The organism is Parasphingomonas frigoris, assembly GCF_036663815.1.
GTDB lineage: Bacteria > Pseudomonadota > Alphaproteobacteria > Sphingomonadales > Sphingomonadaceae > Sphingomonas.
In genome coordinates this window covers 763,300-786,911 of record NZ_JAXOJQ010000001.1, presented here as the reverse complement: position 1 = coordinate 786,911, position 23,612 = coordinate 763,300, and the positions used below count along the sequence as shown (strand labels likewise).

The following is a 23,612-nucleotide window of genomic DNA, read 5'->3' as shown; positions in this document are numbered from 1 at the left end:
TCTAGGCCGCGACGGGGGCGCGAAGCCCGGTGATCAGCACGCCGAACCCTTCGCCGAGCGCGACCAGCTCGCCATCGGCGATGATCTGCTCGCCCGCGACGACGCGCACCGCGAGCGTCCCGCCGTGCGACGGCAGCGGCAGGACGCTGCCTTGCCCCAGCGCCGCCAGGTCTGCCGCGGTCATCCCGCCGCCGTCGAACTCCATCGCGAGGGGGATGCGCAGATCGCCCCAATCGGCCGCGGCGGCATCGCCCCCCGCCGCCGGCTGCGGTATGTGTTCGTCCAACCCACTGATCACAGATGTATCCCCTTGTTGCGGATGTCGTTCCAGGACGAAGCTTCGGGCGCGCCAATCGAGCGTCGCGCGCCACTCGCCGCGCCGCGCGGGCAGTGACAGCTGCGCGACCGGCGCGCCGATGCCGGCAAGGATCAAATCGCCGCGCGCCAGCGTGGCGAGGCGCGCCGCGCGTACTGCGGGGAGCGCGATCCGTGCGCTCCAGCGCAGCCGCAGCCGCATGCCGATCGACGGCAGCAGCGCCGGCGCGTCGAGCGGCCGGATCGTGGCGCCGCTCGGCACCGCGAGCAGCACGCGGTGGACGATCAGCCCGCGCGCATCGTGCGCGTCGAGGCACACCGTCACCGCGTCATCGGCGGCGCTGGCGAGCAAGGCGTCGGGATGGAGTTCGGCGCCCAGCACCGTTTCGGCGGCGGCGACGAGCGGTTCGATCCGCCCGAGCGTGGTCGCTGCGGCAACGCCGTCGGGCTCGCCGCCGCGCACCGTCATCCGGGCGAGCGTGCCGTCGACGAGCAAAGGGGCGACCGCCACCGCGCCCGCACGTGTCTCGAAGCCGATCCAGCGGTCGGCGGCGTGCCGGTCGCGCTCGTGCGCGATCCGCGCCGACAGCCGCAGCTCGGCGACATGGCGATTGTTGAACGCGCCGATCAGCGCCGATTGCGTCCGCGCGCGGTCGGGCTCGATCCGGCGCAGATTGGCGCGGGCGGAGGTCGGGCTGATCATGCCGCCGGTCCCGCCACGATCGCTGGCTGGGGCCGCGCATCGGTGGGCATCGGGTCGTCCTCGAGCGTCGGCGGGGAGCCCGTCTCGCCCCAATTGCGCAGCAGCGTCACCGCGCCGCCGGAGACGCCGATCAGCATCACTTCGCCGCGCGCCTCGATCAGCATCACGCGCTCGCGCTGCCCGACCGGGAGCGCGCGGATGAAGCGCAGCTGCTGCCCGGGATCGGGGGCGTTGCCGCCGAGCCCGCGATCCTGCCACTGGCGCAGCGCCTTGAGCGAGATCCAGGCGAGCCCCAGCACGATCGCCAGCGCGACGACCGTCCCGACAAGCCCCGAAAGCGCGGTGCCGATTGTCGAATCCATCATTGTGCTCCCGCGCTGCGGCCAGTCGGCTCGCTGTCCATTTCGGTGACACGCGCGCCGCCCTCGGTGCGGACCTTCTGCGCCCACAGCACGATCTGCGCGATCGCATCGAACATGCTGCGCGGGATCACGTCGTCCACGACGCCATCCTCGTAGAGCCGGCGCGCGACGCTGACATAGCGGACGATCGGTACCTCGGCCTCCTCGGCCGCGGCGCGCATCGCCTGGGCAAGCGGGCCTTCGCCCTTGCCGGTCATGATCGGCACCGGGCAGCTCTGCGGATCATAGTCGATCGCGATCGCGATATGCGTCGGGTTGACCACCAGCACGCTCGCACCGCGCGCGGCGCCAACCGCATTCTGGCTCGACCATTCCTCGTGCAGCGCACGGCGCTGCGCCTTGATCATCGGGTCGCCTTCGTTTTCCTTATGCTCGTCGCGGATGTCGCGCAGGCTCATCATCATCTTCTTGATGTACGAATGCCGCTGCCACGCGAAATCGATCACTGCGACGAGCAGGAAGATGCCGAACGTCCACAGCAGAATCGTGCGCAGCATAACGCCGTTCGAGCCGAGCACCGCGGCGGCGGCGGCGCGGCCGTCCTCGCCGGGCGCCGGCGCGAGGATCGGGCCGCTATTGTCGATGATGTTGGCGAGCGACCCGCGCAGCACCAGCCAGCAGACGCACAGGATCAGCGTCGCCTTGACCAGTGTCTTGGCGAGCTCGACCAGATTGTCTGCGCTGAACATGCGCTTGATCCCTTCGGCGGGATTCATCTTGTCGAACGACGGGGTGAGCTTCTTGACGCTAAAGATGCCGCCGGCCTGGAGGAATTCGGCGAGCACCCCGGTCACCGCGGCGGGGACCAGCGCGATCGCCGTCAGCAACAACAGCGCCGCCAGCGCGCTCCAGCCGAGCGATCCGACTGCGGCCGCAAACGGCTCGCCGCGCGCGATCATCGCAAAGGCGGTGTCGAACAGCGCAGTGATCCGCGCCCCGGCAAAGCCTGCGCCGAAGACGAGCACGAGCAGCCATACGAACAGCACGGCCGTGCCGGTGACGTCCTTCGACTTGGCGATGTCGCCCTTCTTGCGCGCGTCCTCGAGCCGCTTTTGTGTCGGCTGTTCGGTCTTCTCACCGCCCTGGTTCTTGTCCGCCATACACAGCTCCCGGTTCGGCTGCCCGCGCCAGGAAAGGCGCGTGCGACCGTGCGACGGACGGAGACGTAAGACGCCGATTCCGGGGGAACCCCGGGCGCCGAATGATTCGACCGCAGGACCAACCGCTTCGAACCGCGGCAATTTTCCCAATGTGTGCAACCTAAGTCAACCCGAGGTCCGGGTGGGCCGGTGTCTTGAGCGAGTCATATAAAGTAGGATAAGATTTCGTAATCGGGCCGAAACCCACGGATCTCCGGGCGCGCCGGAATATTGCCCGATTGCAACGCAGTACGACCAACTGCAGGTCTAGCGTGACGAGCCGGACGATTTTCACGATCAACCGAAAAGAATCATGGCTGCATTGTGGCGACGGACAGTCCACATATGACGCACCGGACGGAGACGAACGGATTCGCAGGACCGCGACACCATTGGAGGGACCCATGCACGCTGCACGGGTCGCAAGAATGCAAGGAGCGGAACGATGCGTAAGCTGCCGACTTCGATAACGTCTTGTTATCCCTTTTGCTGCGGCGCGGTATTTCTTTACAGTTTTATGGCAGTTCCTGCGGTTGCGAAGGACTGTGCAACAGGACGTGTCGCCGACAAGTTTAGCGAAGCGGCGCAACTGTGCGATCCCGTAGCCGCTGCAGCAATGGCGTCGCCCACGGTTGCTCCGCTGTCGGATGACGACGCGCCGCAGACCGCCGCTGTTACGATCCGCGGGATGCGCATCCGGCCCGCGCCGATTGCGCTTTACCGCGCCGCCGCAGGCTATGCCGCGCCCGACCGGATGGTCCAGGCGGTCGGCTATCGTTACCGCGTCGATCCCAATCTGCTCGCGGCGATCGTCCATGCTGAATCGCGCGGCCGTGCCGGGGCGATCTCGTCCAAGGGCGCGCTGGGGCTGATGCAGGTGATGCCCGCCACCGCGCGCGGCATGGGCGTCGCCGAACCGCGCGCGATGCTGACCAACCCCGGCCTCGCGCTGACCACCGGCGCGCGCTACCTCAAGCATCTCCAGTCGCGGCTCGGGAACGATGTCCCGCTTGTCGTTGCCGCGTACAACGCCGGCCCCGGCGCGGTGCTCAAGGCGGGGCGCCGCGTGCCGCGCTATCGCGAGACGCAAGGGTATGTCCGCACGGTGCTCGGTCGCTACGCCGCCAGTCGCGCACAGCGCTAGAGGCCGCGATGAGCATCCAGTCGTATCTCGCCTCGAACGAGGCCGTGACCAAGGTCGGTCTGTCGGCGCGCGCCGCCGAGCTGTCGGTGGTGGGTGGCGTGATCGCGATCGTCGCGCTGATGATCCTGCCGATGCCGACCTTCGTGATCGACACCCTGGTCGGGCTCAACATCACCTTCGGCGTGATGCTGCTGCTGACGACGCTCTACATCCGCACACCGCTCGACTTTTCGGCCTTTCCCTCGATCCTGCTCGTCTCGACGCTGTTCCGCCTTGCGCTGTCGATCGCCACGACGCGGATGATCCTGACGCACGGCCATGCCGGCGACATCATCCAGACCTTCGGCAAGCTCGTCGCGGGGGGCAATCTCGTCGTCGGGCTGGTCGTGTTTCTGATCATCACCGTCGTGCAGTTCATCGTTATCGCCAAGGGCGCCGAGCGCGTTGCCGAGGTCGCGGCGCGCTTCAGCCTCGATTCGATGCCGGGCAAGCAATTGTCGATCGACAGTGACTTGCGCTCGGGGCTGATCGACAAGGACGATGCCCGCCGCCGCCGCCGCATCCTCGAGCAGGAAAGCAAGCTCCACGGCAGCCTCGACGGTGCGATGAAGTTCGTGAAGGGCGACGCGATGGCGTCGATCGTCATCGTCGTCGTCAATTTGATCGGCGGCCTCGCGATCGGCGTGCTCCAGCAAGGGCTCGATATCGGCGCGGCCACCTCGAAATATTCGATCCTGACGATCGGCGAAGGCCTGGTCGCGCAGATTCCCGCCTTGCTCGGCGCGATGGCGGCCGGGCTGATCGTCACGCGCTCGACCGACGAGGAGGATGGCGCCAATCTCGGCGAGGCGATCCACAAGCAGCTCTCCGCCAATCCGCGCGTGCTGATCTTCGTCGGGGTGATCTGCTTCCTGATGGCACTGGTGCCGGGCTTTCCGAGCACGGTCTTCCTCCTGCTCGGGACCGCGGCGGGCGTCGCCGGGGCGACGATGCACCCGCGCTCGCGGCCGTATGTGCTGCGCTACGCCGGGCCGCTGCGCACTGTGCTGCTGCGCGGCAAGGAGGAGCCGCGCGCGCAGACGCTGCTCGCCGAGCCGCGCGCGCCGCGCCCGGTCGTGCCGCTGCTGCTCGAACTCGGCAGCCGTCCGCTCGCCGACGCCGACGCGCGTGCGCTGACCGAGCGGCTGACGGCGATGCTCGACGACCTCCAGCATCGCAGCGGCGTGCCGTTGCCCAAGCTGGCGATCCATTTCGTCGCGCAACCCGAGACCGACGCATGGCAGCTGCTCGCCTTCGAGGTCCCGATCGGCAGCGGCCACGCCGCCGATCAGGCGGCGATCGTCGCCGCCGTCGAGCGGCTGCTGCGCCGTCACCTCGCGCTGTTTCTCGGCGTGCAGGAAGCGGTCGGCCTGCTCAACCGGACCGGCGACGATTACCCCGAAGTCGTCAAGGAAGCGGTGCGCGCGGTGCCCGCCGCCAAGATCGCCGAAGTGCTGCGCCGCCTCGCCGAGGAGGAAGTGCCGTTGCGCAACATGCGCGACGTGCTCGAAGGGCTGACCGAGGCCGCCGCGCAGGAGCGCGAAGTGCCGCGGATCGCCGACCTCACCCGTGTTGCGCTGAAACGCTACCTGCTCGACCAATATGCGCGCGACGGCGTGCTCGCGGCGCTGGTCGTCTCGCCCGAGCTCGAGACGATGGTGCGCGAGGCGACGCGGATCATCGACGGCGTCGAGCGGCTCGCGTTGCAGCCAGAAGTGGTGCGCGACCTGCTCGAAACGATCGCCGCGACGATCGACGAAACCGGCGCCCGCGTCCTCGTCACCGCGATCGAGGCGCGCCGCGCACTGCGCAAGCTGGTCGAGCCCGCATTGTTCGACCTGCCGGTGCTCGCCTTCAACGAATTGTCGCCGACCGTTCGGCTCGACGTGCGCGGCCAGCTCGGCCTGCCGCAGCCGGTGCTTACCGACACCCCGCGCGCTCATCTTTCCGACGCCGCCCAAGACGACGCCGCCGCAGCCGCGGCCTGAACAGGGAAGGATCTTTGTGAAGTTCGAAAAAGCCCCCGTATTTGCCGCCCTCGTCGCAGCGCTCGCCACTACCGGCGGCGGCGCCGCGGTCGCGCAACGCCTGCCCGCCGCGCAGAGCGACGTTTCGATCGCCGCGCGCGAACAGCCGATTGGCGCCTTCATCCGCGATCTGTTTGGCCGGATCGGCCGGCCGGTCGTGACCAGCCCCAAGCTGACCGGGACGATCAACGGCACCTTCACCGGCCAGATCGACAAGGTGTTCGGCGATGTCGCCAAGGCGTTCGGCCTGATCGGCTATTATGACGGCACTGCGATCTACGTCTATGCGACGAGCGAACTGACGCAGACGACGCTCAACCTCACGCCGGCGGTCGCGGCGCGCGTCGTGCGCCAGGCGGGGCAGCAGCGGCTGCCCGATGCGCGCAATGTCCTGCGCCCGTCGGCCGACGGCAGCCTGGTGGTGAGCGGCGTCCCGCGCTTCATCGAACAGATCACCGCGCTCGCCGCCGGTGGCGAAGCGCGCGCCGCGAACGGCGTGCCACCGTCGCCGGGCAATCCGACGATCAGCGGCGAGGGCGTCGTACCGCTCGAATTCCGCGTCTATTACCTCAAATATGCCCGCGCCGAGGACACCACGGTATCGGCCGGCGGCCGCGAAGTGCGTGTGCCGGGGCTCGCCACGATCGTCCAGAACCTCGTGCTCGACCGGCGCCAGACGAGCGCCAATGGCGGCTACGGCTCGCGCCCGATCCGGCAGAGCCAGCCGCGGCTCAAGGGGCAGGGGCTCGATGCGGTCGCGCCCAACTATGCGCAGACCCCGGTGCTCGGCCTGCCAAGCGAATCCGGCACCGTCGACGATGGCGGCGGCGCGCCGCTGTCGCAGGACATCGTGCGGATCGAGGCCAACCCCTATCTCAACGCGCTGATCGTGCGCGACGTGCCCGAGCGGATCGCCTCGTACGATTCGCTGATCAGCGCGCTCGACGTCGAGCCGCAGCTGATCGAGATCGAGGCGACGATCATCGACATCAACACCGACAAGATGCGCCAGCTCGGGATCAACTGGCGCTTCGCTGCGGGTGGGTTCGGCGCGCTGCTCGGCGACGGCACCTCGGGCGATCTCGCGCTGTCGCCGACCAACCAGTCGCTGCGCGACAATCTCAACGCGATCACCCCGCGGGCGGCAGGCGGCACGATCTCGACGATCATCGGCAGCCAGCGCGAGTTCCTCGGCCGCATCACTGCGCTCGAGCAGAAGGGCGCCGCACGCGTCGTCTCGCGCCCGCAGGTGATGACGCTGTCCAACGTCGAGGCGGTGTTCGACCGGACGCGCACCTTCTACGTCCGCGTCGCCGGGCGCGAGGAGGTCGACCTGTTCAACGTCACCGCGGGGACCACGCTGCGCGTCAACCCGCACGTCTTCCGCGATCACAACCAGACGCGGATCCGCGTGCTCGTCAATATCGAGGATGGGTCGATCAGCCCGACCTCGGTGGTCGAGAACATCCCGATCGTCGAACGCGCGAGCGTGTCGACCCAGGCGATGGTGCTCGACGGCGAAAGCCTGCTGCTCGGCGGGATGACGGTCGATGCCGATACCGATCGCGTCACGAAGGTGCCGCTGGTCGGCGACATTCCGCTGCTCGGCGAACTGTTCAAGACGCGCTACCGCGATCGCGGGCGCACCGAGCGGATGTTCCTGATCACCCCGCGCGTCGTGACGTTGTCGCAACGCGTCGGACCGACCGCGGTCTCGACCAGCGCGGTGCCGGCGCAAGCGATCTTGTCCGGATCCGGAACCGTTGCCGACCCTAGCGTGTTGAAGTCTCTAGCAAATGAGGGGCGACCCAAATGAGCGATACGAGCGATCCGGTCCTGCGCATCCTGAACGGCCGACTGACCGGGACCAGTAAGACGCTGCCTGCCGAAGGCACGATTTCGATCGGGTATCAGTTCTGGCAGGACGTCGTCATTCGCGATCCCGCGACAAAGGGGATCGCGATCGATCTGGTGATCGCCGCGACCGGCGTGCAGATCACGATCCTGAGCGGCGAGGCGGCGTTGCTCGGCTCGACGCTAGCCGCGGGGCAGACCGCGCCGCTGCCCGCCTATATCCCGTTTTCGATCGGCGGCGTGGCGATTGCCTGGGGCGAGGCGGAAAGCCCGCGCTGGGGCGAGGCGTCCGATCTCGCCAATGCGGTCCCGTCGCTCCCCGCACCCGCCGAGAGTTCGCGCGATCAGGCGATGGCGCTGGTCGAGCGCGTCGGCGACCGGCTCGGCGATACCTTCCACGGCTGGCGGCTCGGCGCGATCGCCGCGGTCGCCGCGCTGTTGCTGGTCGCCGGCGCGCTCGGGCCGGGGACGCTCGTCGCGCTCGGCTTGCGCAGCGATCCGGCGACGCGCGTCGACCGGGCGCTCGCGCGCGTGGGCCTGCCGCAATTGCGGACGAGCAACGACAGCGCGACCGGCGGCGTCCTCGTGCGCGGCGTGGTCGGCGCCGAGACCGATCGGACCAAGGCGCAGGACGTGCTCGCCGATCTGCGTACCGGCGGCAGCGTCGATGTCCAGACCGCGCAGGATCTCGCGACCGCCACCGCCGACATCGCGCGGATCCACGGCGTCAAGGCGACCGCCCGGCCGCTCGGGCTCAGCGACATCGAGCTGCACACCACGCAGTTGACGCGCGATCAGCGCGTCAAGCTGATCTCGGCGGTGCGCAGCGACGTGCCTGCGGTGCAGAAGATCCGCCTGCAGGACGATCTCATCCCCGACGACGAGGCGCCGCTGCGCACCGTCGCCGACGCCACGAAGACGGTCTCGACCGTCGTCGCGGGCGACCCGGCCTATATCCAAACCAACGACGGAGCCCGTTACTTTCCCGGCGCGATGATGCCGAGCGGACACCGACTCGTCGGAATTCAGGCGCAGACCGTGCTCCTGGAGAAGAACGGCAGGCAGACCCGCCTGTCCTTTTGAACGCCAACGCAAGAGAGAAGGAACGACGCGATGACGAGCATTCCAGTATCCAGCGGCCTGAGCATGATGGCCGCAGCCCCGGTGACGAGCAACCGCTCGAGCAGCGGCGACGACAGCAGCGGCACCTGGTTCGAGGCGCTGTCGCAGGCGTGGGGCAAGACGCTCGACGGCGAGGCGGCGAAGATCGAGCAGATGTCGAGCGGGATCGGCGACGGCGCCGACAATCCCTCCGCGATCACCAAGCTGACCGCCGAGACGATGCGCATGAGCTTCATGGCGAACAGCTCGTCGAGCTCGATCGACAGCGTCGGCAAGGCGCTCGAGACGATGGCACGCAAGGGTTAAGGGAGAGCGACGATGTCGATCGAAGCCATCGCAGCGGGGGCCGGCGCGGCACCGCTGCCCCCCATGACCGAAACGATCCAGGCCGGCCCCAACGTGTCGGTGGCGGATGCGACGAGCTTCCAGGGCTCGCTCACCTCCGCCGCCGGCGTCAGCCCCGTCTCTGGTCCGGATGCCACGTCGCCGATGCTGCAGAAGATGTTCTCGCAGCTCGAAAAGGTGAATGGCGAGGCCAAGTCGGTGTCCGATTACGCCAACAAGGCCACCGCGGCGGGATCGACGATGACCCCGGGCGAAGTCGTCAAGCTGACGATGCAGTGTCATGAATTCATGTTCCACTGCCAGCTGACCTCGAACATCGCCAATCGCACGTCGGACGGCGTGCAACAGCTGTTCCGCCAGCAATCGTGACCCTGCCTGCGGCCGCATTTCGAGGAGCGACGACATGACAGTGCGATCATGGGGCAGGGCCACCGGGCTGCTGATCGCGCTGTCGCTCGCGCTGGCGGGGTGCGGTCGCCAGGAGCTCTACAGCAAGCTCACCGAAGCGCAGGCGAACGAGATGGTCGCCGCGCTGCAACGCGCCGGGATCAGCGCTTCGAAACAGGAGAAAGGCGAAACCGGCTGGTCGATCGAGACCGCCGAGGGCGATTTCGGTCGCGCCGTCGCGGTGCTCCAGTCGCAGGGCTATCCGCGCGACGATTTCGCGACGCTCGGCACGGTGTTCAAGAAGGAAGGGTTCGTCTCCTCGCCGACCGAGGAGCGCGCGCGGCTCGCCTTCGGGCTGAGCCAGGAACTCGCCCACACGATTTCGGAGATCGACGGCGTCGTCCAGGCGCGGGTCCATCTCGCTTTGCCCGAGGCGCAGCCGCTGGCCGACGCCAAGCAGCCGTCGTCGGCCTCGGTCTTCGTCAAATATCGCCCCGGCACCAACGTCGAGGCGCAGGTCGGCAAGATCAAGGCGCTCGTCGTCACCTCGATCGAGGGGCTGAAATACGAGAACGTCTCCGTCGAGACCTTCCCGGCGCAGCCGCTGCCGATCTCGGCGGTGCAGGCCGATCCCGGCTCGGGCAATTTGCTGCCGATCGCGATCGGCGGCGTGCTGCTGCTCGGCGGGCTGATCGGCTATCCCGGGTTCCGCCGCTGGCATCAGCGGCGGCGGCGGCGCGCGATCGTCGAGCAGGAGAGCGGATCGTGAGCGCGCTCGCGCGGCGCCAGATCAGCGCGATCGCCACCGATCTGGCGGCGCGCGACGGCGGACCCGCGGCACGGCGCGGCGCGGCGTTGCTGCGCCGTCTCGACGGCACCGACGAGGCGGCGGTGGCGATCAGCGACCTTGCGCTCGCGCCTGCGTGGCTCCGGCTGCCGCGTGCGGCGCAGCGGCGGATCGGGCGGCTCGCGGCGCTGGTGTCGATCGCCCCGCATCTCGCGAAGTCGATCGACGGCGCATGGCTCGGGGGGATCGCGACGGTTGCGGGTGAGGCGGCCGTCGACTGGGCGATCGGCGAAATCGTCGATCCGACGATGGTCCTGCCGATCGTCGACGCCGACCATCTTGCCGCGCGCGGCGCTTCGCTGCTCCGCGCGAGCCTGCCAGTGGCGCTGCGCGGGCTGGTCGTGCCATCGGGCGATCGCTTGGACGACGTTGCGCCTGCGATTGCGCTGGCGTGCGTCGCCCGCGCGCTGAGCGCGCCGGAGACCGTATGACCTACCTCATTCTCCATGCCGATGCCGCCACCACTGCATTGGCCGACGACCCGATCGTTGCGGCGAGCGACGTCCCCGCCTTCGCGAGCGCGCTCGCTCTGCTCACCCGCGCGGGTGCGCTGTACGATGACAGCGCGCGACGGGCGGCGCAGGCGGACGAAGCCGGACATGCCGAGGGCTTCGAGCGCGGGCGGCAGGAAGGGCGCGCCGCCGCCGAGGCCGAGACCCGCGCCGAGCTGTTCCGCCTCGTCGTGCGCGATGCCGAGCAGCGTGCCACGCGCCGTGACGAGATCGCCACGCTTGCGATCGAGGTCGTGCGGCGGATCGCCGCCGATATCGGCGAGGAAGCGTTCGTCGCCGCGATCGCCGATCGCGCCACCGCCTCGCTCGCCGCCGACACCGCCGCGATCGTCAAGGTCGCGCCGCGCGATGCCGAGGCGGTGCGCGCGCGGCTGAGCGAGCGCAGCGCGCTCGCGGTCGAGGCCGATGCGACGCTCGCGCCCGGCGATTGCATCGTCGAGACGCCGCTCGGCCGGACGCATGCCGGCCTCGAGACGCAATTGGCGCAGATTGACAAGGCTTGGGCGGAGGCGCGGCATGAACGCTGAGCTGCCGGGCGAGCAGGCCGAGCGCGGCGCACAGGGCGTCGACCATCTGCTCGACAATCTCCGTCGCGCGACCACAGTCGAGCGTCGCGGGCGGCTGGTCGAGGCGATCGGCACGACGCTCAAGGTCACCGGGATCGACGCGCGGATCGGGCAGGCGTGCGAGATCATCGAACCCGCCACCGGCCTCGTCGTCGCGGCCGAAGTCGTCGGCATCATCGGCACCGCCGCGATCCTCACCCCGCTCGGCGACGTGCGCGGCCTGTCGGTTGATGCCGAGGTGATCGTCCGCGCGGGCGAGGACAGCGTGCCGTACGGCGACGCGCTGCTCGGCCGCGTGCTCGACGGGCGCGGCCAGCCGATCGACGGCAAGGGCCCCGTCGCGCGCGGGATGAAGCGCCGCCCGCTCCATGCGGTCGCGCCGCAGCCGATGGAGCGCGCGCTGATCGACACCCCGCTCGCCACCGGCGTCCGCGCGATCGACACGCTGCTGACGATCGGCGCGGGGCAGCGCATCGGCGTGTTCGCGGCGGCGGGCGGCGGCAAGTCGACGCTGCTCGGGATGCTCGCGCGCTTCTCGAACGCCGATGTCATCGTGATCGCGATGATCGGCGAGCGCGGGCGCGAAGTCCGCGAGTTCATCGAGGACAGCCTCGGCCCCGACGGCCTCGCGCGCGCGGTGATCGTCTGCGCCACCTCCGACCGGCCGGCGATGGAGCGCGTCCGCGCCGCGCACCATGCCACCGCGATCGCCGAGGGCTTCCGCTCCGAGGGCCGATCGGTGCTGCTGCTGATGGATTCGGCGACGCGCTTTGCGCGCGCGCTGCGCGAGATCGGGCTCGCCGCGGGCGAGCCGTCGGTGCGGCGCGGCTTCCCGCCGTCGGTCTTCGCCGAGCTGCCGCGGCTGTTTGAGCGCGCCGGGACCGATGCGGTCGGCTCGATCACCGGGGTCTACACCGTGCTGCTCGAGGATGAGGAGGGCGGCGATCCCGTCGGCGAGGAAGTGCGCTCGATCCTCGACGGGCATATCGTGCTGTCGCGCAAGCTCGGCGCGGCGGGGCATTATCCGGCGATCGAAGTGCTCGACAGCCTCAGCCGGTTGTTCCCGCGGCTGGTGTCGCCCGAGCACCACGCCGCCGCGCTGCGCGTGCGCGCGCTGCTCGCCAAGCATCGCGACATCGAATTCCTCGTCCAGGTCGGCGAGTATAAGCCTGGCTGCGATCCGCTCGCCGACAAGGCGATCGCCGCCAAGCCCGAGATCGACGCGCTGCTCCGCCAGGAAACGCACGTCACCGAACCCTTCGCGACCGCGGTGCTGCAATTGCGCGGGGTCGCCGGGTGAGCGCGGCCGACCAGGCGCGGATGCTCGTGCGGCTGCGCGCGGCGCGCATGGCGCACAGCGCGACCGCGCTCGCCGAAGCGCGGCGCGCGACGGCGCAGGCCGACGCCGACTGCGCGACTGCCGAGGCCGATGCGCAGGTCGCCGGCGCGACGCTCGTCACGGCGCATGCCGATCTGGTGCGCGATCCGGCGGCGGCGGAGCTGCGTCTCGCTCTGGTCGATCGCTCGCTCTTTGCGCACGCGCTGGCGCGGACTGCGGCGAACGAAGCCGCCGATGCGCTCGCGCACTGCGCCGAGACCGAAGCCGAGCGGCGTCGTGCCTTGATCCTCGCACAGGCGCGTCATGATCGGCTGGCCGAGCATGTCGGCGCGCTCGAACGCCGCGCGGCGTATCGCGCCGAGGAGCGCACGCTGCGCGACGCCGAAGACGACAGGAGCAAGCGATGACCAGCGTATCGAGCAGCAGCCGCCCGCCCGCGGCGAACCCGTCGCGGAGCCCGACCCAGGCCCGCCCGGAGGCCAACGCACATGACGTCCGCGCCATGGCCGACGCCTTCGCGCGCGCGCGGCGCCAGGACACGGCGGGCGGGCAGACGGGCAAGCAGGGCAAGCTGCCCGCCGGAGTTGCCGCCGAAGTCGCTGCCAACGCGCCGCGGACGGCGGCGCTCGCGGGCGATCCGCTGCGCGATGCGCTCCAGTTCGATCGCGAACTGGCGCAGCAGCACGGCGATGGGTTGGCGCTGCTCGGCCAGTCGGGCGCGCCGGTCGCGGTGCCGCTGCCGAGCCCGCCGCCGCCGCAGGTCGATCCATCGGCGTTCGCGCAATTGATGACGCAGCTGTGGGCGCGCGAGCACGGCAAGGGATCGAAGGAAGTCCGCGTCCAGTTCGGCCCCGCGACCTGGCCGACGACCGGCGCGCGGCTGGTGCAGAACCCCGCGGGGACGCTCGATGTCGAGCTCTATGTCGGCGCGCAGCGCGCGCCGTCGGACGGGGCGCTCGACGCATTGCGCCAGGGCTTTGCGGATCGCGGGCTCGAGGTCGGCGCGCTGAGCGTCGCGCCCGATCAGGGCTGAGGCTTCGCCCCCGGCGCGGTATTCGGCCGGATCGTCTCGAGCACACGCGCCGGCACCGCCGCCGCCCCCTTGGCCCGCGCAGCGGCGGGGGGCCATTTGCCCGCGAGCGCGAGCACGCGGATCTCGCGCGGGCTAGGCGCGGGGTCGGGCCAGCCGAGTTTGGTCACGCGCGATGCAAGCCGACGTTGCGCCGCAGCCTCGGCGGCGTCGGCCGTGAGCATTGGCGTGTGCGTCGAAGTCGCGAGGTTCGCACCGCCGACGTCGATCGCCCAGGGGTCGCCGCCGCGATCGAGCAGCAGTTCGGCGATGCGGAAGCGCTCCATGTCGAGCGCGGTATGCAGCGGGCGGTTGCCGGTGCGCTCGGCGACATTGGGGTCGGCGTGGAAATCGAGCAGCATCCGCACACCGTCGAGCGAATTGAGCGCGATGGCGGTGTTGATCGGCCCGGTCGCGTCGCGCGCCGGGGTCGCCGCCGCGCCCGCGCGCAACAGCCGCTCCGCAAACCACGGCGCTTCGGCACGCAGCGCATAGACCAGCGGTATCCCCGGCGTCACGCCATCGGGCGCGGCCCCCTTGGCGAGCAGGAGGTCTACCGCCTGGTGATCGCAGGTCGACAGCGCGACCACCAGCATGTCGAAATGCGCGCCGAAACCGACCTTGGCGAGCGCCGGATCGCGGTCGAGCAGGCGCGTCGCGCGCGGCAGGTCGCGATCGAACAGCGCCTCGGCGAGATCGCGCGCCGATTGGCCGAGGCGCGGGTCGGCGAGCGTCGCCGCGCGCTGCGGCAGCACCGTGTCAGGCGCGAAACAGCGCGCCGCGCTCTCGCTGCATCCGGCCATCAGCGCGGCCGCGGCGAGCAAGGGGAAGAGCGTAAACCGTCCATGCTTCGGCATCCCTGAACCTCCGGCCCGAACCTCCGGCCCCGTCAATCACGTAACGCGCCGGTCCCGGCAAGGACCCAGTCCATGCCGTGACGTGCGACCGGGTTGAGCCCGTCGACGAAGCTCGCGCCCGCCGGGCGGACGTTGGGCAGCGTATGCTCGACGCCGTAAGCCTCGGGCAGGTCGCCCAGCGCCGCGCCGAGCGGCCCGAACACCACGCCCGCCAGCGCGCGATCGCCGCCCTGCTGGAGCGTCGTCAGGATCTCGCCGGGGACATGATAGGCCTGGACCTGCGCGGCGGTCGCCGGGCCGGCGCTGCGCGCGCTGGCGATCGTCTTGTCGGTCAGCCCGGCGGCGTTAAATGTGTCGGCGTCGCGGCCCGCAGCGATCGCCGCGGCCGAGGCGAGGCCACCGCCGAGCGAATGGCCGGTCAGCGTCACCGCGGCATCGCTGCGTGCGAGCACCCGGCCGATCTGCAGCGCCTTGCCATAGGCGACCGAATTGAGGCCGAGCGCCTGCTCGGCATTGTTCTTCCAGTCCTCGCCGTCCTGCGACCCGCGAAACGCGACGACATAGCGCTGGTCGGCGCCGTCGCCAGCGACATAGACGCGCGCGCGAAAGCTCGAGCCGGGCTGCTCGAGCATCGTCGGGGTCAGGCCGAGCTTGTCGAGCGCCGCGGCGTCCGCGACATGAAAGCCCGGTGGCGGCGTCGGAGTCGCGCGGTAGACGTCGGCCGAGAGCAGCGCGTTTTCCCGCGCGCGCGTCGCCAGCCCGGTGTCGTTTGCGGCGGTCGGTGGCGGAGCGCGCAGCAGCGCCGGCGGAAGTGTAGCCGGCCCGCTGCGCCAGTCGCGGAGATAGGATGCGCCGGGAGGGTCATCGGGCGCTGTTCCGCTGACCGACGTCGGGCGGATCGCTTGAGCGGCCGTTACGGACTGGAGCATCGCGACGCCTTTCGGAAAACCTGCTGCGGTGGGAGTAGCGTGGCGGCGCCGACTGCGCGCTAGTCGCATCGACTAGCGCGCATAGTCGAAACGGGGAGGGCGCGCCCACGCGCGATCTGGTCTTGTCGCGGCGTCGAACGGCTTCGCTGCGGCGGGCCGGCGCGGACAGGAGACCATCATGGGTGTGGAAGCAACCGGCGCGGGTGGCGCCACCGGCGCGGCGCGCGGCGCAGCGCCGCCGGATATCGCCGGCGCGCTCCTCGCGGCCAACCGCATGCGCGGCGCGCTCGATACAGTGAGCCTTGCCGCCGCGGTGACGGCGCAGGCGGCGAGCGACCCCGCCGAAACCGCACGGCTGACGACGGCGCTCGATGCCGCGATGAGCCCGGTCGAGCGCGGACAATTCGCCGCCGCGCTACATGCCACCGACCCCGCACCGACGCCTCCACCTTCGCAAGAGGGAATCGGGTCGTTCTTCGAGGGCGCGTTCGCGGGCGACCTCAGCAGCAACGACAGCTGGTCGAAGACCGCAGGGCAGGTCGTGATGGGGTTCGTTCCCGTCGCGGGGCAGATCGCCGATGTCCGCGACATGGGCGCCGCGGTCGGGCAGATCGTGCAGGGCAAATCGGGCGGCTGGGCCAATCTCGCCACCTCCGCGATCGGTATCATCCCGGGCGTCGGCGATGCCGCGAAGGGGCTGCTGCGCGGCGGCGAGAAGGTTGCCGACGCCGGCGGCGACATCGCACGCGCCACCGCCAAGCATGGCGACGACGTGGCCCGCGCCGGCGAGAAGGTCGCGGTGCGCAGCTTCACCAGCGCCGCCGACTTCAACGCCGCCGCGAACCACGCGCTGCCCAATACGCGCTACGAATTCGGCAGCTATGCCTATACCACCGACGCAGGCGGTCGGGTCAGCAGCGCCGAGGGCCAGATCAGCCTCGCCCCCGCCGGCCGCAACGACAACGCGCTGCAGACGCAGATCGGGCACGAGGGCAAGCCGACCGATGTCGGCTTCCACCTCATCGCCGACCGCTTCGGGGCGCAGACCAATCGGCTCAACGTGGTGCCGGGCAACGGCAAACCGATCGGCGACGGGCTCCCCAATCTCAATACCGGCGCGTACAAACGCTTCGAGAACACTGTCGCCGATATCGCTGCCCAGCCGGGCAATCGGGTGGAAGTGAAGATCCGGGCCGAGTATGGCGATAGCAACGCGACCAATCGGCCCGATCAGATCATCGGCTCGTATCGCGTCAACGGCGGCAAATGGCGCGAGCAGAGCTTCGTCAACAAATGAGGGACCAGCCATGGACATGACCGCTCTGCAGGACCGGATCGTCACCGAGATCGCCCGCGGCGCCCCGGTTGCGCAGTGGGAGCGGATCGTCGCCGATGTCGAGATAGCCGAGGCGGACGACGGCTATCAGTTCGACACCGTCGCGTTCGCGGTAACGCGCGATGCCGACGGCGAACTGAGCGATCCGCAATTCTCGCTCAGCGCAGAGGCGCAGGCGGCGATCGTCGCGCTCTACACGCAGCGCAAGGCGGCGGGCGACGTGCTCGGCGGGTTCGAGCTCCAGATCGACTATCCCGGGCGCTACGGCTTCACCTTCTCCTACGATTCGCCCAAGCGGCTCAACGGCATCTGGGACAAGGCCAAGGAAGAGCGGCTCGACCATTACCTCGATGCATACAAGCGCGAGACCAAGGCGGGCTGAGCCCCGCCAGGACGGATCGCCTGATCGGAGCGCTTCGAGCGCTTGGGTGGTCTAGCGCCAAGACGTCTCGTAACGTCGCATGACACCCGCTACCGCAACAGAAGACCGTTGCGCACATCGGGGGCTGCGACAATGAGAAATGGTGGACGCACTTGGGCTCGAACCAAGGACCCGCTGATTAAGAGTCAGCTGCTCTACCAACTGAGCTATGCGTCCAAAGTCCCGGCGATTTCAAGGGCGCTTGGTGGCGCCGCCGCTGCGGGAGGCGGTCGATTAGCAGCGTCGCGGCGGGATGCAAACCCTTTTTGCGCGAGTGCAGCAAAAAACTTCATTCGCCGCCCGAGGACCTCGAGCACACGGCGTCACCAGCGCGTCGGCGCCTTGCGGTTGGTGCGATCGATCGACATGAGGATGCCCAAGCAGATCATGAAGGTCATCTGGCTCGATCCGCCGTTGCTGATCAGCGGGAGGGGCACGCCGACCACCGGGGCGAGCCCCATCACCATCGCCATGTTGATCGCGACATAATAGAAAATCGTCGCGGCGAGCCCCGCCGCGGCCAGCTTGGCGAAGCGCGATTGCGCCTGCAGCGCCGCCGACAGGCCCCAGCGGACGATTAGCAGGAAGGCAATGATCAGCAACACCCCGCCGATCAGGCCCCATTCCTCCATCATCGTCGCCAGCGCGAAATCGGTATGCCCCTCGGGGAGATAGTCGAGATGGCTCTGGGTGCCGTTGAGGAAGCCCTTGCCGAACACCCCGCCGGAACCGATCGCGATCTTCGACTGGCTGATGTGGTAGCCGATTCCGAGCGGATCGCTTTCCGGATCGAGGAACACCAGGATGCGGTTGCGCTGATAGCCGTGCAGCACGAAATTGACCGCGAACGGGATCGCCACGCTCAGCCCCAGCGCGCCGCCAATGAACAGCCGCAGCGGCACCCCGGCGAGGAACATCACCGTCACGCCGCCAATCATGATCATCAGCGCGGTGCCGAGATCGGGCTGCTTCATCACCAACGCCGCGGGCACCAGGATCAGCAATGCCGCCGGCCAGATCGCCCCGAAGCGTCGCGTCTCGTTGGGCGGGAGCAGATCGTAGAATTTGGCGCAGGCGAGCACGATGCACGGCTTCATCAGCTCGGACGGCTGCAGGCGGAAGCCGATCCCGAGATCGAGCCAGCGCTGCCCGCCACCGCGGATCGCGCCGACCAGCTCGACCAGCACGAGCATGATGCACAGCACGACATAGGCGGGGATCGCGCCCCCGCTCCAATAGCGCTCGGGGATGCGCGACAAGACCATCGCGCCCGCCAGGAACACGAAAAAACGGATGCCCTGGGAAAGCGCCCACGGCCGGACACTGCCGCCAGCGGCCGAATAGAGTACGAGCAGGTCGAAGCAGCCGATCGTGAGCACCAGCAGCAGGATCTTCCACGGCAGTTGCGCCAGCGGAGCGGGGACGAAGTTGAGGCCACTCATGGCAAGTCTCGCTCGGTCGTGCCGTCCTCGGCGACGGTGTTGCCGGTCGCCTGGCTGTTGGCGAGAGCCTCCGCAGTCGCGACGTCGGCAGCGGCGGCGGCGGTGACCGCCGGCGCTTCGGTCGGTGCGGTCGCGTCACGTTCGGTCTGCGCGCCGACTGCGAGCGGCGGAGCGTTGGCCGCGGCGCGGTAGGCGGCATTCTCCGCCGCCATCCGCGTGCGGATATCGCCGCCCCAGGTCGCTTCGCCTTCGACGAGCGAGGCCATCGCGCGCTCGCGATCGAACAGATAGGTCATGACGTCGCGCGCGATTGCCGGCGTATCGAGGTTGCGCACGGTGTGGCCGCCATGTTCGAGCACCACGGCGATGGCGTAACGCGGCTTGTCATGCGGCGCAAAGCCCTGGAACAGGGCGTGGTCGCGCATCTTGAACGGCAGGGCGCCATTCTTGAGGACGCCGCCGGCGCGCTCGGCCATCGTGATGCGGCGGACCTGCGCGGTGCCGGTCTTGCCCGCCAGCGCGACGCCCGGGATCAGCATCCGCGCCGCACCGCCGGTGCCGCCGCCATTGACCACGCCCCACATCGCCTCGTGGATCGTCTGCAGATGATCTGGCTGAAAGGGCAGGTTGGGGACGTCGCGCCGGACGTGGGCCGCGAGGATCGTCGGCTGGAGTGCGCGGCCCGAGGCCAGGCGCGACGCCATCACCGCGAGCTGGAGCGGATTGCTCAGCACATAGCCCTGGCCGATCGAGGCATTGAGCGAATCGGCGACGGTCCATTGCTGCTTGTAGCGACGCAGCTTCCACGCGGTGTCGGGCACGGTCCCGTAGCGCTGGCTGTTGAACGGCAGCTCGAACTTCTGCCCGAGCCCGAGCGAGCGCGCGACGGGGGCGACATGATCGTAACCGAGCCGCCGGATCATCTCGTAGAAATAGATGTCGCAGCTTTGCATGATCGCATTCTTGAGGTCGAGCGCACCGTGCCCGCTCTTCTTGTGGCAATGGAAGATGCCGGTGCCGACGCGCAGCGCGCCCGAGCAGACAACCCGGTCGGACGCCGGGACGCCCGCTCCGAGCAAGGCGAGCCCGTTCATCGGCTTGACCGTCGAGCCCGGCGGATAGAGCCCCTGCAGCACCTTGTTCATCAACGGCACATGGTCGTTTTCCGACAGCATCTTCCATTCGAGATGGCTGATCCCGTCGGAGAAGCTGTTCGGATCGTAGGCGGGCATCGACACCATCGCCAGCATCTCGCCGGTCGCGACGTCGATCACGACAACCGACCCCGACTGGGTGCCGAGCCGGCGCGCGGCATAGTCCTGGAGGCCGACGTCGATCGTCAGCCGCGCATTGGCGCCGGGCTGGTCGGGCTTGGTGGCGAGCTCGGCGACGAGCTTGCCGCGCGCGGTGACCTCGACGCGCTTCTGCCCGGCGACGCCGCGCAATTCCTTCTCGAGCGTCTTTTCGAGCCCATCCTTGCCGAGCTTGAAGCCGGGCGTGACCATCAGCGGGTCGCGCGTCTTCTTATATTGCTCGGCCGAGGCGGCGCCGACATAGCCGGTGAGATGCGCGACCGCCGCGCCCGCCGGATAGCTGCGCGAGAAACCGCGCGTGGGCGCGACGCCGGGAAGTTCGGGCAGCCGGACGCTGACCGCTGCGAAACGCTCCCAGTCGAGATTCTCGGCGACCTGGACTGGCTGGAACCCGGCGGCATGCTCGAGATCGGCGACGAGCCGGTCCATCTCCTCGGGCGGCAGCTTTAGCAGGTCGCGCAGCAGCGCGAGGACATGGTCCTTATTCTCGAGCCGGTCGGGGATGATGTCGACGCGGAAATCGGTGCGATTGTTGGCGATCGGCGCGCCGTGGCGATCGACGATCCAGCCGCGCCGTGGCGGCACCAGCGTCATGTTGACGCGGTTGCTCTCCGATTTGAGCGTATATTGCTCGTTCTCGACCACCGCGAGCCACGCCATGCGCCCGGCGAGCACCAGCCCCAGCGTTCCTTGCGCGGCGCCGAGCAGGACCGTGCGCCGCGAAAAACTGTAACTTTGCGAGGCCTCGGTCGCCATCCGGGTCGTCGGCTTGAAGGCGGCGCCGCTCATGCCTCGTCTTCCTCTCCCGCCAGCATCGCACAGATACGGGCCGCAAGCGGGAACAGCAACACCGACACCGCGATCTGCAGCAGCAGCGTGGTGTCGACATGCGCGGCGAGCGGGGTCGCGACGAGCCGTCCGAGAATCAGGCAGAAGCTGATCGACCCGGCCGCGACGAGCCAATCCTGCCAGAAGTCGCGATAGACGACCCGCTGGTCGACGAGGTCGATCATGAAGAAGGACAGCGTCCAGAACAGCATTGCGCTGCCGAGCGGCTGGCCGCTGACGAGATCGTCGAACAGGCCGAGCGGCAGCGGCGCCCAGATGCGCAGGCTTTCGGGCCGCACCAGCCGCCAGCCGAGCAGCATCAGCAGGCCGAACGGCGGAAGGAACGGAAAGCTCGCCACCACGGGCCACAGTGTCAGCGACGAACCGACGAGCACCGACAGCGCGGGCACGAAGCGCTGGAAGCTCCGGTCGGGCGCTTCGTCGAACGGGCCGCGGACCTGCCTCATCACGCGCTCACGGCTTCTTCTTCGCCACCGGCGGCTTGGCGGCGGGCTTGGGCGGTGGGGCAGGGACCGCGATCGGCGGGGGCGGCGGCATGAAGGCGCGCTGCACCAGCGCATAGTCGACCGTGTCGGGCTGCGCGAAGCTGCGCGCGATCGCGGCGTCGCGGCCGCGCCGCTGGACGCGTGCGACGGGCACGTTGGGCGGATAGATGCCGCCGACGCCAGTCGTCACGAACACGTCGCCCGGGCCGAAATCGGTGGCGGTGAGCGCGACCGACTTCACGTCGATCAGCCCGTCGCCGCGCCCGGTGGCGAGCGCGGGAATGCCGTCGCGGGTGCGGCGCACCGGCACGACGCTCTCGGGATCGGTCAGCAACAGCACGCGTGCGGTGTTCGGCCCTGTTTCGACGACTCGCCCGATCAAGCCTTCGGGTCCGCGCACCGGCTGGCCCGAGGCGATGCCCTGCCACGATCCGGCGTTGAGGATGCCGAAGCGGCGCGTGCTTGACGCCGACGAACTGACGATGCGGGCGGCAACCACCGGCTCTGTGATCCCCTCGCGCACGTGGAGCAAGGCGAGCAGGCGGCGGTTGTCATAATTGAGCGTGCGTGCGCGCATGAACAGCGCATGTTGGTCGGACAGTCGCTTGCGCAGCACCGCATTTTCGCCACGCACCGCGATATAATCGCCGATCGCGCCGGGAATGCCGCCGAACCAGCGGCCCACGCCCGAAATTCCCGAGGATACCGGCGTCGTCACTTCTGCGACACTGGCGCGCAGCACGGCGAAGGCGACCGGATCGAGCGTCGACAGCGCGAGCAGCACCGCCCCGACGAGCGCACCCGCCACGGCGACGACATATCCTGCAAAAAGGCTGTATTGCGCCCGCCGCGAAAAACCCGGACGCCGATTGCGAGGCGGCGCCATTTTACCCCCATCCAAAAGCCCGAGGGCCAGCTATGAAAACTGCGTTCGCCTTACGCGAACTGACGCGGCCTGAGTAGGGGATATCCCACCATCCAGGCCGCGCGACGCGTCATTTCAGCGCGTCAGGCGCTGTGCAGGACGCCCCGGAAGACCGGATCCTCGAGCGCGCGACCCGTGCCGAGCGCGACGCAGGTGAGGGGATCGTCGGCGATCGTGACGGGCAGGCCGGTCTCGTCGCGGAGCACTTCGTCGATTCCCTTGAGCAGCGCGCCGCCGCCGGTGAGCACGATGCCCTGGTCGACGATGTCGGCAGCGAGCTCGGGCGCGGTATTCTCGAGCGCGATGCGGACGCCCTCGACGATCTGGCCAACCGGCTCACTGAGCGCTTCCGCGATCTGGCCCTGGTTGATCTGGATTTCCTTGGGCACGCCATTGACGAGATCGCGACCCTTGACGTGGATCGTGAGCCCGATGCCGTCCGCCGGCGGCTTGGCGACGCCGACTTCCTGCTTGATCCGCTCGGCCGTGGCGTCGCCAATCAGGAGGTTGTGGTTGCGGCGGACGTAGGAGACGATCGCCTCGTCCATCTTGTCGCCACCGACGCGCACCGACGTGGTGTAGGCAAGGCCGCGCAGCGAGAGCACCGCGACTTCGGTCGTGCCGCCGCCGATATCGACGACCATCGAACCGATCGGCTCGGTAACGGGCATGTCGGCGCCGATCGCGGCGGCCATCGGCTCCTCGATCAGCCAGACCTGTGAGGCGCCGGCGTTCGACGCGGCATCGCGGATCGCGCGGCGCTCGACCGAGGTCGAACCCGACGGCACGCAGATCACGATCTGCGGCCAGCGCATGAAGCGGCGTTGGCCGCCATGCACCTTATGGATGAAGTGCTTGATCATCTGCTCGGCGACGTCGATGTCGGCGATGACGCCATCGCGCAGCGGGCGGATCGCCTGGATGCTGTCGGGGGTCTTGCCCATCATCAGCTTGGCGTCGTCGCCGACCGCCTTGACGCGCTTGACGCCGTTCAAGGTCTCGACCGCGACGACCGACGGTTCGTTGAGCACGATGCCCTTGCCGCGCAGATAGACCACCGTGTTGGCGGTCCCCAGATCGATCGCCATGTCATGGGAGGAAAAGCGGAAGAGATTCGAGAAAAAGCCCATGGATCGTTCCGTTTCACGCCGGACTTAGTGAACTGCCGACAGGTCGCACAATATCGTGACGTCGCTTACAACCAAGGCGTTCAGGGCGGCGGTGA

General features: G+C 69.2%; 24 protein-coding genes and 1 tRNA gene. 14 read left to right on the top strand and 11 right to left on the bottom strand.

Features of this window, described 5'->3' with window-relative positions; all coding sequences use genetic code 11:
* Nucleotide 1 precedes the first annotated feature (1 nt).
* The 3 genes from U1872_RS03685 to U1872_RS03675 are packed head-to-tail and all read right to left on the bottom strand — an operon-like array spanning nucleotide 2 to nucleotide 2,540.
* Nucleotides 2-1,018: a FliM/FliN family flagellar motor switch protein gene (locus tag U1872_RS03685; protein WP_332791500.1), complete on the bottom strand. Its 1,017-nt coding sequence runs from the start codon at nucleotides 1,016-1,018 to the stop codon at nucleotides 2-4.
* Nucleotides 1,015-1,383, bottom strand: a complete 369-nt coding sequence (locus U1872_RS03680) for a FliO/MopB family protein (protein WP_332791499.1) — start codon at nucleotides 1,381-1,383, stop codon at nucleotides 1,015-1,017. The genes U1872_RS03685 and U1872_RS03680 overlap by 4 nt, the downstream gene beginning before the upstream one ends.
* Nucleotides 1,380-2,540 carry an EscU/YscU/HrcU family type III secretion system export apparatus switch protein gene (locus U1872_RS03675; protein WP_332791498.1) on the bottom strand — a complete coding sequence of 387 codons (1,161 nt, stop codon included), beginning with the start codon at nucleotides 2,538-2,540 and terminating at the stop codon, nucleotides 1,380-1,382. The genes U1872_RS03680 and U1872_RS03675 overlap by 4 nt, the downstream gene beginning before the upstream one ends.
* A gap of 655 nt (nucleotides 2,541-3,195) precedes the next feature.
* On the opposite strand from U1872_RS03675, the gene U1872_RS03670 reads away from it, so the two are divergent.
* The 12 genes from U1872_RS03670 to U1872_RS03615 are packed head-to-tail and all read left to right on the top strand — an operon-like array spanning nucleotide 3,196 to nucleotide 13,794.
* Entirely contained in the window at nucleotides 3,196-3,723 is a 528-nt protein-coding gene (locus U1872_RS03670; protein WP_332791497.1) for a lytic transglycosylase domain-containing protein, read from the top strand.
* 8 nt (nucleotides 3,724-3,731) lie between these two features.
* Entirely contained in the window at nucleotides 3,732-5,750 is a 2,019-nt protein-coding gene (locus U1872_RS03665; RefSeq protein WP_332791496.1) for an FHIPEP family type III secretion protein, read from the top strand.
* Between the two features lie 16 nt (nucleotides 5,751-5,766).
* Nucleotides 5,767-7,605 (top strand): type III secretion system outer membrane ring subunit SctC, encoded by a 1,839-nt coding sequence (gene sctC / locus U1872_RS03660; RefSeq protein ID WP_332791495.1) that lies wholly within the window; start codon nucleotides 5,767-5,769, stop codon nucleotides 7,603-7,605.
* Complete coding sequence (locus U1872_RS03655; protein WP_332791494.1) at nucleotides 7,602-8,726, top strand: SctD/MshK family protein; 1,125 nt, start codon at nucleotides 7,602-7,604, stop codon at nucleotides 8,724-8,726. Before sctC ends, U1872_RS03655 begins: the two co-directional genes overlap by 4 nt.
* A gap of 30 nt (nucleotides 8,727-8,756) precedes the next feature.
* Nucleotides 8,757-9,071 (top strand): hypothetical protein, encoded by a 315-nt coding sequence (locus tag U1872_RS03650; RefSeq protein ID WP_332791493.1) that lies wholly within the window; start codon nucleotides 8,757-8,759, stop codon nucleotides 9,069-9,071.
* Nucleotides 9,072-9,083: 12 nt separating this feature from the next.
* On the top strand, nucleotides 9,084-9,479 hold the full coding sequence (locus tag U1872_RS03645; protein WP_332791492.1) for an EscF/YscF/HrpA family type III secretion system needle major subunit: 396 nt from the start codon (nucleotides 9,084-9,086) through the stop codon (nucleotides 9,477-9,479).
* 34 nt (nucleotides 9,480-9,513) lie between these two features.
* Nucleotides 9,514-10,266 carry a type III secretion system inner membrane ring lipoprotein SctJ gene (sctJ, locus tag U1872_RS03640; protein ID WP_332791491.1) on the top strand — a complete coding sequence of 251 codons (753 nt, stop codon included), beginning with the start codon at nucleotides 9,514-9,516 and terminating at the stop codon, nucleotides 10,264-10,266.
* Nucleotides 10,263-10,775, top strand: a complete 513-nt coding sequence (locus U1872_RS03635) for a hypothetical protein (RefSeq protein WP_332791490.1) — start codon at nucleotides 10,263-10,265, stop codon at nucleotides 10,773-10,775. The genes sctJ and U1872_RS03635 overlap by 4 nt, the downstream gene beginning before the upstream one ends.
* Nucleotides 10,772-11,383 (top strand): FliH/SctL family protein, encoded by a 612-nt coding sequence (locus U1872_RS03630; protein WP_332791489.1) that lies wholly within the window; start codon nucleotides 10,772-10,774, stop codon nucleotides 11,381-11,383. Before U1872_RS03635 ends, U1872_RS03630 begins: the two co-directional genes overlap by 4 nt.
* Nucleotides 11,373-12,722: a FliI/YscN family ATPase gene (locus U1872_RS03625; protein ID WP_332791488.1), complete on the top strand. Its 1,350-nt coding sequence runs from the start codon at nucleotides 11,373-11,375 to the stop codon at nucleotides 12,720-12,722. The genes U1872_RS03630 and U1872_RS03625 overlap by 11 nt, the downstream gene beginning before the upstream one ends.
* Nucleotides 12,719-13,168, top strand: coding sequence for a hypothetical protein (locus U1872_RS03620; RefSeq protein ID WP_332791487.1), 450 nt, complete (start codon nucleotides 12,719-12,721; stop codon nucleotides 13,166-13,168). The genes U1872_RS03625 and U1872_RS03620 overlap by 4 nt, the downstream gene beginning before the upstream one ends.
* On the top strand, nucleotides 13,165-13,794 hold the full coding sequence (locus tag U1872_RS03615; protein WP_332791486.1) for a hypothetical protein: 630 nt from the start codon (nucleotides 13,165-13,167) through the stop codon (nucleotides 13,792-13,794). Before U1872_RS03620 ends, U1872_RS03615 begins: the two co-directional genes overlap by 4 nt.
* Here the strand turns inward: U1872_RS03615 and U1872_RS03610 are convergent.
* Entirely contained in the window at nucleotides 13,785-14,687 is a 903-nt protein-coding gene (locus U1872_RS03610; RefSeq protein WP_332791485.1) for an ankyrin repeat domain-containing protein, read from the bottom strand. The genes U1872_RS03615 and U1872_RS03610 overlap by 10 nt on opposite strands.
* Nucleotides 14,688-14,719: 32 nt before the next feature.
* Entirely contained in the window at nucleotides 14,720-15,616 is an 897-nt protein-coding gene (locus tag U1872_RS03605; protein ID WP_332791484.1) for a Tle-like phospholipase domain-containing protein, read from the bottom strand.
* A 178-nt stretch (nucleotides 15,617-15,794) separates the two neighbouring features.
* On the opposite strand from U1872_RS03605, the gene U1872_RS03600 reads away from it, so the two are divergent.
* The gene (locus U1872_RS03600) at nucleotides 15,795-16,913 is read left to right on the top strand and encodes a DNA/RNA non-specific endonuclease (protein ID WP_332791483.1); all 1,119 of its coding nucleotides are present in this window, start codon (nucleotides 15,795-15,797) and stop codon (nucleotides 16,911-16,913) included.
* 10 nt (nucleotides 16,914-16,923) lie between these two features.
* Nucleotides 16,924-17,334: a hypothetical protein gene (locus U1872_RS03595; RefSeq protein WP_332791482.1), complete on the top strand. Its 411-nt coding sequence runs from the start codon at nucleotides 16,924-16,926 to the stop codon at nucleotides 17,332-17,334.
* 140 nt (nucleotides 17,335-17,474) lie between these two features.
* On the opposite strand, the gene U1872_RS03590 is transcribed toward U1872_RS03595, so the two are convergent.
* The 6 genes from U1872_RS03590 to U1872_RS03565 all read right to left on the bottom strand — a co-directional run bounded on the left by U1872_RS03590 (nucleotide 17,475) and on the right by U1872_RS03565 (nucleotide 23,517).
* Nucleotides 17,475-17,550: transfer RNA gene (locus tag U1872_RS03590), tRNA-Lys, on the bottom strand.
* Nucleotides 17,551-17,696: 146 nt separating this feature from the next.
* A complete protein-coding gene (rodA, locus tag U1872_RS03585; protein ID WP_332791481.1) occupies nucleotides 17,697-18,815 on the bottom strand; it encodes a rod shape-determining protein RodA in 1,119 nt (372 codons plus the stop codon).
* Nucleotides 18,812-20,917 (bottom strand): penicillin-binding protein 2, encoded by a 2,106-nt coding sequence (mrdA, locus tag U1872_RS03580; protein ID WP_332791480.1) that lies wholly within the window; start codon nucleotides 20,915-20,917, stop codon nucleotides 18,812-18,814. The genes rodA and mrdA overlap by 4 nt, the downstream gene beginning before the upstream one ends.
* Nucleotides 20,914-21,423: a rod shape-determining protein MreD gene (gene mreD / locus U1872_RS03575; RefSeq protein ID WP_332791479.1), complete on the bottom strand. Its 510-nt coding sequence runs from the start codon at nucleotides 21,421-21,423 to the stop codon at nucleotides 20,914-20,916. Before mreD ends, mrdA begins: the two co-directional genes overlap by 4 nt.
* Nucleotides 21,424-21,430: 7 nt before the next feature.
* Nucleotides 21,431-22,270 carry a rod shape-determining protein MreC gene (locus tag U1872_RS03570; protein ID WP_443025308.1) on the bottom strand — a complete coding sequence of 280 codons (840 nt, stop codon included), beginning with the start codon at nucleotides 22,268-22,270 and terminating at the stop codon, nucleotides 21,431-21,433.
* Nucleotides 22,271-22,470: 200 nt separating this feature from the next.
* A complete protein-coding gene (locus U1872_RS03565) occupies nucleotides 22,471-23,517 on the bottom strand; it encodes a rod shape-determining protein (protein ID WP_332791477.1) in 1,047 nt (348 codons plus the stop codon).
* Nucleotides 23,518-23,612: the final 95 nt, after the last annotated feature.